The organism is Pseudomonas sp. D3 (assembly GCF_029320995.1).
In the GTDB taxonomy this organism is placed as follows: domain Bacteria; phylum Pseudomonadota; class Gammaproteobacteria; order Pseudomonadales; family Pseudomonadaceae; genus Aquipseudomonas; species Aquipseudomonas paraveronii.
The window spans coordinates 2293258-2308992 of sequence record NZ_CP119772.1 but is presented as its reverse complement, the minus strand read 5'-3'; the positions used below and the strand labels follow the sequence as shown (position 1 = coordinate 2308992).

Annotated in this window: 13 protein-coding genes and 2 tRNA genes; 10 read left to right on the top strand and 5 right to left on the bottom strand. The window is 61.7% G+C overall.

Annotation, left to right across the window (positions count from 1 at the left end):
- The first annotated feature begins 7 nt into the window (after positions 1-7).
- The 7 genes from P3S72_RS10670 (at position 8) to P3S72_RS10640 (ending at position 8293) form a co-directional block, all read left to right on the top strand.
- Positions 8-1192 carry an aminotransferase class V-fold PLP-dependent enzyme gene (locus P3S72_RS10670; protein WP_276197292.1) on the top strand — a complete coding sequence of 395 codons (1185 nt, stop codon included), beginning with the start codon at positions 8-10 and terminating at the stop codon, positions 1190-1192.
- An 85-nt stretch (positions 1193-1277) separates the two neighbouring features.
- Positions 1278-1793, top strand: coding sequence for a sigma-70 family RNA polymerase sigma factor (locus P3S72_RS10665; protein ID WP_276197291.1), 516 nt, complete (start codon positions 1278-1280; stop codon positions 1791-1793).
- Positions 1794-2771: a FecR domain-containing protein gene (locus P3S72_RS10660; RefSeq protein WP_276197290.1), complete on the top strand. Its 978-nt coding sequence runs from the start codon at positions 1794-1796 to the stop codon at positions 2769-2771. It begins immediately after the preceding gene.
- Between the two features lie 101 nt (positions 2772-2872).
- Positions 2873-5287 (top strand): TonB-dependent receptor, encoded by a 2415-nt coding sequence (locus tag P3S72_RS10655; RefSeq protein WP_276197289.1) that lies wholly within the window; start codon positions 2873-2875, stop codon positions 5285-5287.
- Positions 5288-5346: 59 nt separating this feature from the next.
- A complete protein-coding gene (locus tag P3S72_RS10650) occupies positions 5347-6501 on the top strand; it encodes an ABC transporter substrate-binding protein (RefSeq protein WP_276197288.1) in 1155 nt (384 codons plus the stop codon).
- The gene (locus P3S72_RS10645) at positions 6498-7544 is read left to right on the top strand and encodes an iron ABC transporter permease (RefSeq protein ID WP_276197287.1); all 1047 of its coding nucleotides are present in this window, start codon (positions 6498-6500) and stop codon (positions 7542-7544) included. Before P3S72_RS10650 ends, P3S72_RS10645 begins: the two co-directional genes overlap by 4 nt.
- The gene (locus P3S72_RS10640; protein ID WP_276197286.1) at positions 7538-8293 is read left to right on the top strand and encodes an ABC transporter ATP-binding protein; all 756 of its coding nucleotides are present in this window, start codon (positions 7538-7540) and stop codon (positions 8291-8293) included. Before P3S72_RS10645 ends, P3S72_RS10640 begins: the two co-directional genes overlap by 7 nt.
- Positions 8294-8503: 210 nt before the next feature.
- On the opposite strand, the gene P3S72_RS10635 is transcribed toward P3S72_RS10640, so the two are convergent.
- Both P3S72_RS10635 and P3S72_RS10630 read right to left on the bottom strand, forming a co-directional pair.
- A tRNA-Asp gene (locus P3S72_RS10635) sits at positions 8504-8580 on the bottom strand.
- Positions 8581-8599: 19 nt separating this feature from the next.
- A tRNA-Val gene (locus P3S72_RS10630) sits at positions 8600-8675 on the bottom strand.
- 159 nt (positions 8676-8834) lie between these two features.
- Between P3S72_RS10630 and rdgC the strand changes: the two genes are divergently transcribed.
- From rdgC to sugE, 3 genes are all read left to right on the top strand, one after another.
- The gene (gene rdgC / locus P3S72_RS10625; protein ID WP_276197285.1) at positions 8835-9755 is read left to right on the top strand and encodes a recombination-associated protein RdgC; all 921 of its coding nucleotides are present in this window, start codon (positions 8835-8837) and stop codon (positions 9753-9755) included.
- 92 nt (positions 9756-9847) lie between these two features.
- Positions 9848-10813, top strand: a complete 966-nt coding sequence (locus P3S72_RS10620; protein ID WP_276197284.1) for a bile acid:sodium symporter family protein — start codon at positions 9848-9850, stop codon at positions 10811-10813.
- 106 nt (positions 10814-10919) lie between these two features.
- Positions 10920-11234, top strand: a complete 315-nt coding sequence (sugE, locus tag P3S72_RS10615; RefSeq protein WP_017136389.1) for a quaternary ammonium compound efflux SMR transporter SugE — start codon at positions 10920-10922, stop codon at positions 11232-11234.
- A gap of 117 nt (positions 11235-11351) precedes the next feature.
- Here the strand turns inward: sugE and P3S72_RS10610 are convergent, their stop codons facing one another.
- From P3S72_RS10610 to P3S72_RS10600, 3 genes are all read right to left on the bottom strand, one after another.
- Positions 11352-13226 (bottom strand): MFS transporter, encoded by a 1875-nt coding sequence (locus tag P3S72_RS10610; protein WP_276197283.1) that lies wholly within the window; start codon positions 13224-13226, stop codon positions 11352-11354.
- A gap of 58 nt (positions 13227-13284) precedes the next feature.
- On the bottom strand, positions 13285-14433 hold the full coding sequence (locus tag P3S72_RS10605) for a TDT family transporter (RefSeq protein ID WP_276197282.1): 1149 nt from the start codon (positions 14431-14433) through the stop codon (positions 13285-13287).
- A gap of 107 nt (positions 14434-14540) precedes the next feature.
- On the bottom strand, positions 14541-15734 hold the full coding sequence (locus P3S72_RS10600; RefSeq protein WP_276197281.1) for an MFS transporter: 1194 nt from the start codon (positions 15732-15734) through the stop codon (positions 14541-14543).
- Between the last annotated feature and the right edge of the window lies 1 nt (position 15735).

Sequence of the window (15735 nt, the reverse complement as noted above, 5' to 3'; positions counted from 1 at the left end):
TTGTGTTTTGAACGTTGAACAACTGCGCGCTGACACTCCGGGTGTCGAGCAACTGATCCATTTCAATAATGCCGGTGCAGCGCTGATGCCTGACCCGGTTATCCAGGTCATGACCAGGCACCTGCAACGGGAAGCCCGCATCGGCGGGTATGAAGCGGCCGCCCAATGCGCACCTGAACTGGAGAATGTCTACGGCGCCATCGGACGCCTGATCAATGCACGCCCCGATGAAATCGCGGTGGTCGAAAACGCCACCCGAGCCTGGGACATGGCCTTCTATTCACTGGCGCTGAAGCCCGGTGACGTCGTGCTGACATCAATGACCGAATACGCCGGCAACTACATCCCGTACCTGCAATTGAGGCAGCAGCGCGGGATCGAGATCCGGGTACTTCCCAACGATGAACAGGGCCAGGTGTGCCTGGTGGCCTTGGCGGCAATGCTCGAAGACGAGCACGTCGCGCTGGTATCGCTGCCGATGATCGCCACCAACGGTGGGCCGGTACAACCCGTCGAACAGATCGGCGCCCTCGCCCGGGCGGCGGGTGTGTTGTTCTTGCTGGACGCTTGCCAGGGGGTGGGGCAGGTGCCGATCGATGTGCAAAAAATCGGCTGCCACATGCTCGCCGCCACCAGTCGAAAATACCTGCGCGGCCCCAGGGGCATGGGGTTCCTGTACGTCGAGCAGTCCCTGTGCCAGCGCCTGGAGCCGGCGTTTCTTGACCTGCATGCGGCCTCGTTGCTCACGGCGGATAGCTTTAAAATTCGCACGGATGCCCGACGCTTTGAAAATTGGGAGTGCAACGTCGCGGCCAAGCTGGGCCTGGGTGCGGCAGTGGAGTATGCGTTGGCGCAGGGCATCAAACCGATGTGGCAGCGCATCCAGCACCTGGCGGGCTACTTGCGCCACCGAATGACCGAAGTAGCGGATATCACCCCGCAGGACCTGGGCCGTGTAAAGTCCGGCATCGTCACCTTCAGTCACCGGCACAACAGCGCCGCGCAGGCTCAACAGTGGCTCGCGGCGCAACCCAAACGCATCAACGTGAGCACCTCGACGGCGGGCTCGACCCTGCTCGACATGCAGCATCGGGGCTTGCTTGAAGTCAGCCGTGCGTCACTTCACGCCTACAACACCGAAGCTGAAATCGACACACTGATTGACGCCTTGATACGCCTGTCATACGCCTGATCACGGGATACGATCGCGCTTGCGCTCAAGTCGGTTTGTCAATTAGCATTGGGAATACTTCTCAATTACAAACAAACCTGCCGCCATGAGCGAAACCTCCTCCGCGAATCACCTCAATCACCTGCGCGCCATCGAGGCCCTGTACAGCGGGCATCACGGCTGGCTGTACGCCACGCTGAAGAGAAAACTGGGGAACGCCATGGACGCGGCGGATCTGGCGCAGGACACCTTCACCCGGATCCTGGCCTCACACATCACGGTGATCGACCAGCCACGGGCTTACTTGAGCTGCGTGGCCAAGGGCATTCTGATCAACTGGTACCAGCGCAAGGCACTGGAACGCGCCTACCTGGATGCACTGGCGAACGTGCCCACCCACGAAGCGCCGTCGCCCGAGGCACACTTCGTGGTGCTGGAAACCCTGTACGAAATCGACGCCATGCTCGATACCCTTGCGCCGCAGGTCAAACGCGCCTTCCTGCTGTCGCAGATCAACGGCCTCAAGTACGACGACATCGCCGAGCAATTGGGTGTATCGCTGATCACCGTCAAGCGCTACATGAAGCAGGCCTTCATACAATGCCTGATGCTGGTGGAGTGAATGCTCGGCCTGCGCAAGGAACCGCCCCTGGCCCCTCAGGTACTCGAAGAAGCCGCCGAGTGGCTGATGCGCTTGAGCGAGCGCGAATTGAGCGAACACGAACGCGCCGAATGGGAACGCTGGAAGGTCAGCAGCCCCGAGCATGATCGCGCGTGGTCGCGTGCGCAATTGCTGCAGAGCAAGTTAGGCGGCCTGCCGCCCTCCCTGGCGATGTCGGCGCTGGACCGGCCGAACAGCCCGGAGCGTCGCGCGGCCTTGGGCAAGCTGGCGATCCTGCTGGCGGTGATGCCTGTGGGTTGGGGAAGTTGGAAGCTGGCGCAATCGCAGCAATGGTCAGCGGACTACCGCACCGACGTTGGCCAGCGCCGCGAACTGACCCTGGCCGATGGCTCGCGTATCACCCTGAACACCGAAACCGCCATCGACGTAGTGTTCGACGACCGCCAACGGCTTATTCACCTGCGCGAAGGCGAAATCCTGGTGCAGACCGCCGTGGACACGGCCACCCTGCCCCGACCTTTCCTGATCAGCACTCGCCAGGGGCGCATGCAGGCGCTGGGTACACGCTTTACCGTTCGGGAATTGAGCCCACGCACTCACCTCGCGGTGCTCGACGGCGCGGTGAGCGTGATATTGGCCGATAACCGCCAGACCCCGCCGCTGATCGTCAACGCCGGGCAGCGCACAGACTTCTCCTCACAGACCTTTGGCAGCCTGACGCCCACGGATCGCGACATTGGCTCATGGACCCGAGGCATGTTAATGGCTGACAAGATGCGCCTGGCCGATTTCGTCGCGGAACTGACGCGCTACCGCAGAGGCTTCCTACGCTGTGATCCCTCGATCGCCGACCTGCGCATTTCCGGGGCCTTTCCAATCAGTGATACCGATCGCACCTTGAACATGCTGGTACACACCTACCCCGTGCTGGCGAGCAGCCATTTGCGCGGTTATTGGGTCACCCTGTCTCCTGCCTGATCTCGCGTAAAAATAAACTGCAGCCGGGGTGATACTTTTTTCGATTTCGGCTGGCAAAGGTAGGAACAGCCTTTTCCTCTCGTCCACTGGGTCATCCTTTCATGCTCGTAGCACGGCCCCAGCGTCCGGCTCGTCCGTTCAAACCGATGGTGCGTGGCGTATTGCTCAGCCTGTTGCTGGCCGGTGCCGTGTGCCTGCAGGCCTTGGCGGGTGCGCCAGCACCATTGGACTCGGTCGCTCTGCGTGCCTACCACATTGCCCCAGGCCCACTCGGCGCGACGCTCTCAAACGTTGCCGTGGACGCCGACATTGCCCTGTCATTCCAGCCGTCGATCACCGAAGGCCTGGTCAGCCCTGAGCTACGCGGCACCTACTCGACACAAGAAGCCGTCACGCGTTTGCTCGAAGGCAGTGGCCTGGAGATGGTGTTACGCAGCGATGGCAGCTACACCCTGGTACTGCGCAGGGTAACGCTATCGGCTACCACGGTGGATGCTCCAGAAAAGCATACCGATAGCCTGCCGCCGGTGTATCCGGGCGGCCAGGTGGCCGAGGGCGGGCGTCTCGGCCTGCTCGGCAATACGGATGTGATGGACGCCCCCTTCAGCCTCAGCACCTATACCGCGTCATTGATCAAAGACCAACAGGCGACCACCGTGGGCGACGTGCTGGAACGCGACGCCTCAGTCCGCTCCACCGGCCAGACGGGGGGCATAGTCGATTCATTCTTCATCCGCGGCTTTCCGGTGGGCGAAGGCAACCTCGGGGAACTGGCGTTCGACGGGGTGTACGGCGTGGCCTCCAATTACCGGGTGTTCACCGACTACGCCGAGCGCATCGAAGTGGTCAAAGGCCCCGGCGCCCTCCTCTACGGCATGTCACCCAACAGCGCCGTCGGTGGCGTGATCAACGTAGTCCCCAAGCGCTCCCTGGACGATGACCTGACTCGGGTCACTGCCAGTTATGCCCAAGACCTACAATTGGGCACCCACATCGACCTGAGTCGACGGTTTGGCGAGGACCGTCGATTCGGCGTGCGCGTCAATGGCAGTGTGCAGCAGGGTGACACCGTGATCGACGAGCAATCACGGGACATCGGTGTAAGTGCCATCTCCCTGGATTACCAGGGAGATCGCCTGCGCACCAGCCTGGACCTGATCGCCCAGAAAGAGCAATTTGACGCGGCCTCACGGCCTTTTCTGATCGATCCTGGGGTACCTATTCCCCACGCCGCCAACGGGCGGACCAACGTCAGCCAGGATTGGGGCTGGTCCAAAACCCGCGATGAATCGGCATTGCTGGGTGGCGAGTATGACGTGAGTGACACACTGACTTTGTTCGCCCATGCCGGCGGTGGGAAGTCGAACGTGGCACGCCTGTCCGACCAGACCCCGACCATCATCAACGCCGCCGGTGACACCTCGTCGATCCCCGGCTATTACACATTCAAGGTCCGGCGCTACACGGTCGACACCGGCGCGCGACTGCGCTTCGACACCGGGCCGATCAGCCACAACACCACGCTGCAAGTCACCCGCTATCGCGATGAGTTGTCGCGCGGCATCATTTCCGGCTCGCCGGTGCTGTCGAACATTTACCACCCGATCGCGCGACCCGAGGTTGATATTGCCACGCCTGCAACGCCAAAAGTCTCGGCGACCGAATTGTCCGGCGTCGCGGTTGCCGACACCTTGTCGATGCTCGATCAGCGCCTGCAGGTGACTGCCGGCCTGCGCAAACAGACCATCCGTTCCAACAACTACAACGAGGCAGGTGCGGTGACCACCGCTTACGACGACGGCAAGACTACGCCGCTGTTCGGGGTAGTTGTCAGGCCTTGGGATCATGTGTCGTTCTACTACAACTACCTCGAAGGCTTGAGCAAAGGCGATATCGCCCCGGCCACGGCCTCGAACGCAGGCCAGATCTTTGCCCCCTACGTCTCACGCCAGCATGAGGTCGGGGTCAAGCTCGACTACGGCACGGTCATGTCCACACTCGCGCTGTTCCAGATCACCAAACCCAGCGGCGAGCTGTCAGGCACAACCTTTTCGGTACAAGGCGAACAGCGTAACCGGGGCCTGGAGCTGAACGTGTCCGGCGAGGCCAGCCCGGGCACGCGCCTGCTCGGCGGCGTGATGCTGTTGGATGCGCAACTGACCGAAACCGGGGTTGCGGCCAACCGGGGCAATCGGCCGGTGGGGGTGCCCAAGGTTCAAGCCAACCTCTGGGCCGAGTGGGACGTGCCCTGGGTCGAGGGGCTGACGCTGACCAGCGGCGCGCTGTACACCGGCAGCCAATACGTGGACCAGGCCAACACCCAACAGCTGGATCCCTGGACCCGCTTCGACGTGGGTGTGCGCTACAGCACGCGCATCGTCCAGCGGCCGACAACCTTCCGCGCCACGGTACAGAACGTGTTCGACCGTGAATATTGGTCGGGCGTCGCCTCGTATGGTGCGTTCTCTCAAGGCTCGCCACGCACCCTTCTACTGTCGACCACGGTCGATTTCTGAAACCTTCGGCCCGGCACGCTGACCCGCCACCCGGCCCGACCACTGCAAAGGCTTTAACCATGGTTACCATTGTTCGACGCAGCCACGCCTTCGCCGCGCTGCTGTTTGCTGGTTTGTTGGGGTGGGCGCTGCCGTCGACGGCGGCCGAGCCGGATACGACGCGCAGCACCGTCACTGATTTGCTTGGGCGCCAGGTCAAGGTGCACCTGCCGGTGCGGCGGGTCATTCTGGGGGAAGGCCGCCAGCTGTACCTGGTCGCCGCGCTGGATACGCAAAACCCCATCGAACGTATCGTTGGCTGGCGCAAGGACTTGATCCAGTCCGACCCGGACACCTATGGCGCTTACCTGCAAAAATTCCCCGCCATCGCCAACATCCCCACCTTTGGCGGTTTTGAAGACGGCACCTTCGACATCGAGCAGGCCATCTCCCAGCACCCTGACGTGATCATTCTCAATATCGAGGCCCAGCACGCTACCGAGGATGCCCGTTATATCGAGAAACTCGACGCCCTGGGGATTGCGGTGGTGTACGTCGACTTTCGCAACCATCCGATGCAAAACACCGAGCCCACCATGCGCCTGTTCGGCCAACTGTTTGGCAAAGAGGCGCGGGCCGAGGCCTTTATCGACTTTCGCAACCAGCAGATTCGCCGAGTCACCGACGTGATCAACGCGCAGCAGCCTTCTCGACCCGCCGTATTCATCGAGCGCATAGGTGGCTACACCGACGATTGCTGCCTGAGTTTCGGCAATGAAAACTTTGGTCTTTTCGTCGATATGGCGGGTGGCAACAATATCGCCAGAAACGTCATCCCCAGCACCTTCGGCCAGTTGAACCCCGAGCAGGTGATCGTCGCCAACCCGGAACAGGTGGTGATCACCAGTGCCAACTGGGAAGCGTTTGCCCCCGGTGGCCATTGGGTCGGTGTGGGTCCCGGCGCCGACATGGCGCAAGCCCGGCGCAAATTGGCCTGGTACACCCACCGCCCGGCCTATGCCGGCATCAAGGCGCAAGATAACCAGGCGTTCCATGCGATCTGGCATCAGTTCTACAACAGCCCTTATCAGTTCGTGGCCATCCAGCAGTTGGCCAAGTGGTTCCATCCGACACTGTTTGCCGACCTGGACCCCGAAGCCTCGTTTCGCGAGTTGCACGAGCGATTCCTGCCCGTACCCTATGAGCCGGGTTACTTCGTGAGCCTCAAGCCATGAGCACCGTGACCCAACGTGACACCTACCGTCACCTGATCCTGCGCAAACGCCTGATCCTCGGCGGCCTGGTCCTGCTGTTGCTGTGCAGTGTGCTGCTTGACCTGGCCCTGGGGCCGGCAAGCTACAGCTTCAGCGAAGTGCTCGGTGCGCTATTGGCGCCCGACACTGCGCCGGCGCAGGTTCGCGTGGTGATGTGGGATATCCGCCTGCCGATCGCCCTGATGGCGGTTGCAGTCGGCGCGGCATTGTCACTGGCCGGGGCACAGATGCAGACCATCCTCAATAACCCGCTGGCCAGCCCCTTCACCCTGGGCATTTCCGCCGCCGCCAGTTTTGGCGCCGCCATGGGCCTGGCGTTTGGCGTGGCCCTGTTTCCGTTGGCGGCGCAGTACATGGTGCCGGTGAACGCGTTCATCATGGCCATGCTCTCGGCGCTGCTGATTCACTTCCTGAGCATGCGTCGCGGGGTCACCGCTGAAACCATCGTGCTGCTGGGTATCGCCCTGGTGTTCACGTTCAACGCGTTATTGGCCCTGGTGCAGTTTTTCGCCACCGAGCAAGCCGTGGCGGCCGTGGTGTTCTGGACCATGGGCAGCCTGACCAAAGCCACCTGGCCCAAACTTGGGGTGATCTGCCTGGTAATCGTGATCACCCTGCCTATCTTTGCCAAACGCGCCTGGGCCATGACCGCGCTGCGACTGGGTGACGACAAGGCGGCCAGTTTCGGCATCAACGTGCGCAGCCTGCGCTTTCAAACGCTGATCATGGTCAGCCTGCTCGCCTCGTTCCCCGTGGCCTTTGTCGGCACCATCGGCTTTATCGGGCTGGTCGGCCCGCATATTGCGCGGATGTTGATCGGCGAGGATCAGCGCTTCTTCCTGCCGGCCTCACTGCTGACCGGCGCACTGATTCTGTCCGCCAGTTCGGTGGTGAGCAAAACCCTGATCCCGGGCGCGATCTTCCCGATCGGGGTGGTCACCTCATTGATCGGCGTGCCGTTCTTCATATCTCTGATCCTCAGCGGGAAGAAAAACTCATGGTGACGATTCAGCTGGAAGACCTGGGTGCCCGCTACGGTGAGCGCACGATCATCCGTGGCGTTACCACCGCCACGTTCACCGGCGGTCAAGTGGTCGCGGTGGTGGGGCCCAATGCCGCAGGCAAGTCCACGCTGTTCAAGCGCATGGCCGGGCTGATCGACGGACCTGGGCAGGTGATCCTGCAAGACGCGAAAAAGGGTAAGCAGGGCATTTGCTACATGCCCCAGGGCTTGAATGCCAGTGCGCGGTTGACGGTCTACGAGTCGGTGCTCCTGGCCCGCAAGCAATTGTCACCGCAATGGACCGTCCACGATGACGAACTGAACCTGGTGGACGAAATGCTCGACGCCCTTGGCATCAGCGACTTGTCCTTTCGCAACCTGGGTGAACTCAGCGGCGGCCAGCAGCAACTGGTGTCCATCGCCCAGACATTGGTGCGCGAACCGGAAATCCTGCTGATGGACGAGCCCACCAGCGCCCTCGATATGCATCGCCAGGTGCAAGTGTTGAACTTCATGGGCGCATTGGCCCGCAAACAGCAGGTCATCGTGTTCATCGCCCTGCATGACCTGAACCAGGCATTGCGCTTTGCCGACCAGGTCTTGGTGATTGCCGACGGCACCGCACAGGGCAGCGGCGCGAGTCATGAGGTGATCACCGAACGCATGCTGCGCGAGGTGTACCAGGTTGAGGCGCGGATTGAGCAGTGCAGTCAGGGACAACGACATATTTTGATCGACGGCATTACTTGACGACGTATCCAACGCTAACCATCTGCAGAACGGCGAGCGGGTGTGCGAAGGCCATCCCCATCAGTCAACGGATAAGGCTGTGCCAGCGGTGTACTTAAAAACCGTGGCGGGCGTTGGGATCGCCGAGCTGAATCCCAGGCACAAAAAAGCCCGCTCAATGAGCGGGCTTTCTGTGGTGACCTGGCGTTCAGCGTTCCAGGTAACCGAATATGGCGCAGCGGACGGGACTCGAACCCGCGACCCCCGGCGTGACAGGCCGGTATTCTAACCGACTGAACTACCGCTGCGCGTAACACATGAAGCGAATGGTGGGTGATGACGGGATCGAACCGCCGACCCTCTGCTTGTAAGGCAGATGCTCTCCCAGCTGAGCTAATCACCCTTCGTTTCGGTGTGGCGCGCATTCTACGGAGCGACCTAAGGTCTGGCAAGCACTTTCTTAAATCTTTTTTTTCAGCCCTTCCAATGGCTTAGGCAGGGTTGGCCTCAGCCGCTATCAAGACAATAATGCCCCCCTTTGTATAAAGGAGAGACTCACCCCATGTGGTTCAAGAACCTGCTTATCTATCGCCTGACCCAAGATCTGCCTGTTGATGCCGAGGCGTTGGAAACTGCAATGGCCACCAAACTGGCGCGCCCTTGTGCAAGCCAGGAGTTGACCACTTACGGTTTCGTCGCGCCTTTCGGTAAAGGCGAAGACGCTCCCCTGGTCCACGTCAGCGGTGACTTCCTGCTGATCGCTGCGCGCAAGGAAGAACGCATCCTGCCGGGTAGCGTGGTGCGTGACGCACTGAAAGAGAAAGTCGAAGAGATCGAAGCCGAGCAAATGCGCAAGGTCTATAAAAAGGAACGGGACCAGATCAAGGATGAAATCATCCAGGCCTTCCTGCCGCGTGCGTTTATCCGTCGCTCGTCGACCTTCGCCGCGATCGCGCCGAAACAGGGCCTGATCCTCGTCAACTCGGCCAGCCCGAAACGCGCCGAAGACCTGCTGTCGACCCTGCGCGAAGTGATCGGCACCCTGCCGGTGCGTCCACTCACCGTGAAAACCGCGCCAACCGCGATCATGACCGACTGGGTCACCACCCAGAAACCGGCCGATGACTTCTTCGTCCTCGACGAATGCGAACTGCGCGACACCCACGAAGACGGCGGCATCGTGCGCTGCAAGCGCCAGGACCTGACCGGCGAAGAAATCCAGCTGCACCTGACCACCGGCAAAGTGGTGACCCAACTGTCGCTGGCCTGGCAGGACAAGCTGTCCTTCATGCTCGACGACAAGATGACCGTCAAGCGCCTGAAGTTCGAAGACCTGCTGCAGGACCAGGCTGAACAGGACGGCGGCGAAGAAGCCCTGGGCCAACTGGACGCCAGCTTTACCCTGATGATGCTGACCTTCGGCGAATTCCTGCCGGCGCTGATCGAAGCCCTGGGCGGCGAAGAGACCCCACAGGGCATCTAAACCTTGTGAAGATCACATTGTGGGAGGGGGCTAGCTCCCTCCCACATTTGATCGCATAGCGATTCAAAAACCGCACAAAAAAGGACCTCCCCATGCGCGCACTCGCCACCTTGAGCCGCTTCGTCGGCAATACCTTCGCCTATTGGGTGCTGATCTTTGCCGTGCTGGCCTTCGTCGAACCCGGCTGGTTCATCGGCCTGAAAAGCGCCATCGTCCCGCTGCTGGGCCTGGTGATGTTCGGCATGGGGCTGACCCTCAAACTCGAAGACTTCGCCGAAGTCGCCCGCCATCCGTGGCGCGTGGCCCTGGGCGTGGTCGCGCACTTTGTGATCATGCCGGGCGTGGCTTGGTTGCTGTGCCAGGCCTTCAACCTGCCGCCCGAAATTGCCGTCGGCGTGATCCTGGTCGGCTGCTGCCCAAGCGGCACCTCGTCGAACGTGATGACCTGGCTGGCCCGTGGCGACTTGGCGCTGTCGGTGGCCATCGCCGCCGTCACCACCCTCCTCGCCCCGCTGCTGACCCCGGCGCTGATCTGGCTGCTGGCTTCGGCCTGGCTGCCGGTGTCGTTCATGGAGTTGTTCTGGTCGATCCTGCAAGTGGTGCTGTTGCCGATCGTGCTCGGCGTCGTCGCACAACGGCTGCTCGGCGAGCGGGTCCGCCATGCGGTGGAGGTGCTGCCGCTGGTGTCGGTGGTCAGCATCGTGATCATCGTCGCCGCCGTGGTGGCCGCCAGCCAGGCGAAGATCGCCGAGTCGGGCCTGCTGATCATGGCCGTGGTGATGCTGCACAACAGCTTCGGTTACGTGCTGGGCTACTTCACCGGCCGCCTGTTCAAGCTGCCGTTGGCGCAACGCAAGTCGCTGGCGTTGGAAGTGGGCATGCAGAACTCCGGGCTCGGCGCTGCCTTGGCCAGCGCGCATTTTTCACCGCTGGCTGCGGTGCCGAGTGCGCTGTTCAGCGTCTGGCACAATATTTCCGGGGCGCTGCTGTCGACGTACTTTCGCCGCATGAGTGAAAAGGAAGACCGCCGCGCACTGGAGAACACCGCGAAAACTTGATCGACCGATCAATCTTCGGCACTCTACCGAGCGCTGCGGGGACGACCCCGCGACGCTATCGCGTACACATCAGGGGACGACCCCGCTTTTATAGAGGAAGGTCATCATGTCCTGGATCATTCTGTTTTTCGCCGGGCTGTTTGAAGTCGGCTGGGCCGTCGGTTTGAAGTACACCGACGGTTTCAGCAAGCCACTGCCCACCGCCCTGACGATTGCCGCCATGGCCATCAGCCTCGGCCTGCTGGGGCTGGCCATGAAGGAATTGCCGCTGGGCACCGCCTACGCCATCTGGACCGGCGTGGGTGCAGTGGGCACGGTGATCGCCGGGATTATCCTGTTTGGGGAATCCATGGCGTTGTTCCGGCTGGCCAGTGTGGCGTTGATCATTTGCGGGCTTGTGGGGCTTAAGATCAGCGCTTAGGCCGCTACCGCCATCGGGGGCAAGCCCCCTCCCACATTTGACCGAGTTGTTCTGACGAGCGCGGTCTAGTGTGGGAGGGGGCTTGCCCCCGATGAGGCCAGTACCTCCAGCACAGAACTACCTGACACCCCCACGCAAAACACCGACCACAGCCTGCAACTGCGCAGGTGTCGCCTCCTCTACCCGAACAGGCTCACCCGCCACCAACACCACCCGCGACCAGATCCGATGAAAGACGCCCTTGTTAGGATCGCGGCTGAAAAAACTCCCCCACAACCCCTGCAACGCCAACGGAATCACCGGCACCGGCGTCTCCTCAAGGATGCGCGTCACGCCGCCACGGAATTCGTTCATCTCACCATCGGCGGTCAACTTGCCTTCCGGGAAGATGCACACCAACTCGCCGTCCTTCAGGTACTGCGCAATCCGTGTGAAGGCTTTTTCGTAGATCTGGATGTCTTCATTGCGCCCGGCAATCGGAATCGTCCCGGCGGTGCGAAAGATAAAGTTGAGCACCGGTAAGCGGTAGATCTTGTAGTACATGACAAAGCGAATCGGCCGACGCACCGCGCCACCAATCAACAGCGCATCGACGAACGATACGTGGTTGCACACCAGCAAGGCCGCGCCCTCGTCCGGGATCAGCTCCAGGTTGCGATGCTCGACGCGGTACATGGAATGGCTGAGCAGCCAGATCATGAAGCGCATGGTGAACTCGGGGACGATCTTGAAGATGTAGGTGTTGACCGCGACGTTGAGCAGCGACACCACCAGGAACAGCTCGGGGATCGACAGTTTGGCCACGCTCAGCAGCAGGATCGACACAATCGCCGAGACCACCATGAACAACGCATTGAGAATATTGTTGGCGGCGATCACCCGCGCCCGTTCGTTCTCGGCGGTGCGCGACTGAATAAGCGCGTACAACGGCACGATATAGAAGCCGCCGAACACCCCCAGGCCCAGAATATCGAACAACACCCACCAGGCCTGGCCGTAACCGAGCACCGCCAGCCAATCGTTGGCCTGCACGTTCTGCGGCATACCGCCGGAATGCCACCACAGCAGCAGGCCGAACACCGTCAGGCCGAAGGAGCCGAACGGCACCAGGCCGATTTCCACCTTACGCCCGGAGAGTTTTTCGCAGAGCATCGAACCCAGCGCGATACCCACCGAGAACACTGTGAGGATCAGGGTCACCACGGTTTCGTCGCCGTACAACCATTCCTTGGCGTAGGCCGGGATCTGCGTCAGGTAGATCGCGCCGACGAACCAGAACCACGAGTTGCCGACAATCGAACGCGACACCGCTGGGGTCTGCCCCAGGCCCAGGCGCAGGGTGGCCCAGGACTGGCTGAAGATGTTCCAGTCCAGCTGCAGTTGTGGCGTAGACGCCGCGGCCCGCGGAATGCGGCGGCTGGCCAGGTAGCCCAACACCGCCACGCCGACAATCGCCCCCGCCACCACGGGCGCGTAATGGGTGGACGACATCATGATCCCCGCGCCGATGGTACCGGCCAGGATCGCCAGGAACGTGCCCATTTCCACCAGGCCGTTGCCGCCCACCAGCTCATCCTCGCGCAGGGCCTGGGGCATGATCGAGTACTTCACCGGGCCGAACAGCGCGGAGTGGGTGCCCATGGCAAACAACGCCAGCAGCATCAGTTCCAGATGATTGAACAAAAAGCCCGTGGCGCCGACGGCCATGATCACGATCTCGCCGACCTTGATCGCGCGGATCAACGCGTCCTTGTTGAATTTCTCGCCAAACTGCCCGGCCAGCGCCGAGAACAGGAAGAACGGCAGGATAAACAACAAGGCGCACAGGTTGACCCAGATGGCGCGGTCACCGTCGATGGTCAACTTGTAGAGAATCGCCAGGATCAGCGATTGCTTGAAGATGTTGTCGTTGAAGGCACCCAGCAATTGGGTAATGAAGAACGGCAAAAAGCGCCGCGTGCGCAGCAAGGTGAATTGTGAGGGGTGGCTCATCGTCCGTGTTCCTGCGTGGCCTGGTTTTTTTTGAGGCCACGACTTTACCTAATCCCGCTTACTTATTCCCTAATCCTGCAATACACGGTGAAACAAAAAGCTCACCTTTATAGGCGCCCTGCACCGTGCGCTTGGCGACGATCAGCCACATCAGCGCCAACGCCAGCACCAGCACACCGCCAAATACGCTGAAGAACCCCAGGTGCAACACGCTCGCCAGCTTCAACGTGGCCAGGGCGTAGACCCCCAACGGAAAGGTGAAGCCCCACCAGCCCAAATTGAACGGGATACCGGCGCGCAAGTAACGCAGGGTAATCAGCACCGCGATCAGCATCCACCACAAACCGAAGCCCCACAGGGTAATACCGGCTATCAGGCCCAGGCCGTTGGCGATTTCACCGACAGCGGGCAAGCCATTGGCAGCGAAGATCGCCGGCGCATCGCCGCCCAGCAGCAACATACCGAGGGCACCGGTGCCGATCGGGCCAAGCGCCAGCCAGCTCGACGCCGCCATGTTGGCGTGGGGCAGCTTATGCAGGGCCATGCGCAGCATCAGGATGGTCAGAATGCTGAACGCCACCGGCAGGGAAAACGCCCACAACACGTAGCTGGTCACCAGCATCACCAGTTGCCCGTGGGCATCCGCCAGGTGCGGCGCCAACAGGCCACCGCTGGCGGCGGCGACTTCGGCCGCGACCACCGGCAACAGCCAGACGGCGGTCATCTGGTCGATACTGTGTTCCTGGCGCGTGAACATCATGAACGGGATCAGCACGCCGCAGGCCACTGCCATCGCCACGTCCAACCACCATAGCGCTTCGGCCAGCGGCACCACGCCAGCGCCCCAGCGCGGCAGGCCGAACAACAGCAAACCGTTGATAAGGGTGGCCAGGCCCATGGGAATGGTGCCGAAGAACATCGACACCGTAGAGTGCCCGAAGATCCGACGCGCCTCGTCGAAAAACATTACCCAGCGCGCCGCATACAAGGCGCTGAACAGGATGAACAGGCCGATGGTGAACAGCCACAACGCTTCGGCGATGGCGTACACCCCCGGCAGATTGACCGGCAGTTGCGCCAGGGCCAGCGCCAACACCCCGGTGCCCATGGTGGCGGCGAACCAGTTCGGGGTGAACTGGCGAATCACTTCCCGCGGTCGGGTCAGGTGGCTGAAGGGTTTGTAGTTCAGGGTGGTCGAGCAGGTCATGATGGCAATCCTCTTCCTCGCATGAGGTTGAGGCCATGGTAGAACCTGAGCACATATCTATATAACGGGTAATATCTCTAACTGTTATCTATTTTACCAATATACCGTCAGGCGCTGCCCTTGCACCCGACCCGCAATGCATCCTGGCGTAGCAACCCGGCCAGGGCGCCGAGGGTCAGCACGATCAGCACGGCGCCGTAGCCGTCCGTGGTAGCGATGAGCCCAAAACTGCGGATCAGATTGCCCGCCAGCAAAGACGGCAGGCAGAACGCCAGGTAGCTCAGCACGTAAAATGCCGACATCAACCCCGCCCGCTCATGGGGTAAGGCCAGCGGCACCACGCTGCGCAAGGCCCCGAGAAAGCCGGCACCAAAACCACTGCCGGCGATCAACGTCGCGATGAAAAACAGCGGCAGGCTGGCGCTGTGAACCGCCACGAGGATCAGCGCCACACCAACGGCCAGCAGGCTCGCGCCCAACCGCAGGACCTTATTGGCCGGGCGATTGCGCAGGCTGAAGATCATCAGCGCGCCGCTCAAGGTCAGCACCGCCACCAAGCCGCCACCGATCAGGTTGGAGGTCGAGCCGGTCGCCGCCCGCACCAGCGACGGCGCCAGGGACAGATAGAAGCCGCCCATGGCCCACACCGCCACGTCCACCGGTAACGACAGCCATAACGCGCGGCGCGCTTGCGGCGGCACGTGCAGGGTCGGACGCAATGACGCCAGCGCGCCGGGGATGCGGCTGACGGTCTCCGGCAGGCGCCACACATACACGGCCTGCCCGAGCATCAGCGCGAGCAGCGTCGAGTAGATCAACTCGGTGGGCAGCGGCGCGAATTCCACCAGCAGGCTGCTGCCCATCGCGCCACAGGCCATGCCCAGCAAGGGCGCAACGCTATTGACCAGCGGTCCCTGTTGGCGGTCGGTGTCGAGCAAAGCCGCGCCCAACACCGCAGTGGCCATGCCGGTGGCGAAACCTTGCAGCGTCCGCGCGGCGATCAGCCAGGCCACGCCGCTCTCATTGATAAACAGCAACATCGCCAGCATATTCAGGACCAGCGCGGCAAAAATCACCGGCTTGCGCCCCAGGTGATCCGACAGCGAGCCCACGGTCAACAGCGCCGCCAACAAGCTCAAGGCGTAAACGCCGAAGATCAGCGTGAGCATGCCCGAGGAAAAATGCAGGCCTTCCTGGTACAGGTGATACAACGGCGTCGGCGCGCTGGACGCCGCCAGGAATGTCAGCAAGGTGATCGCGAGGAACACCAGGCTGGAACGATGAGAAGTGAGGCTGGACATG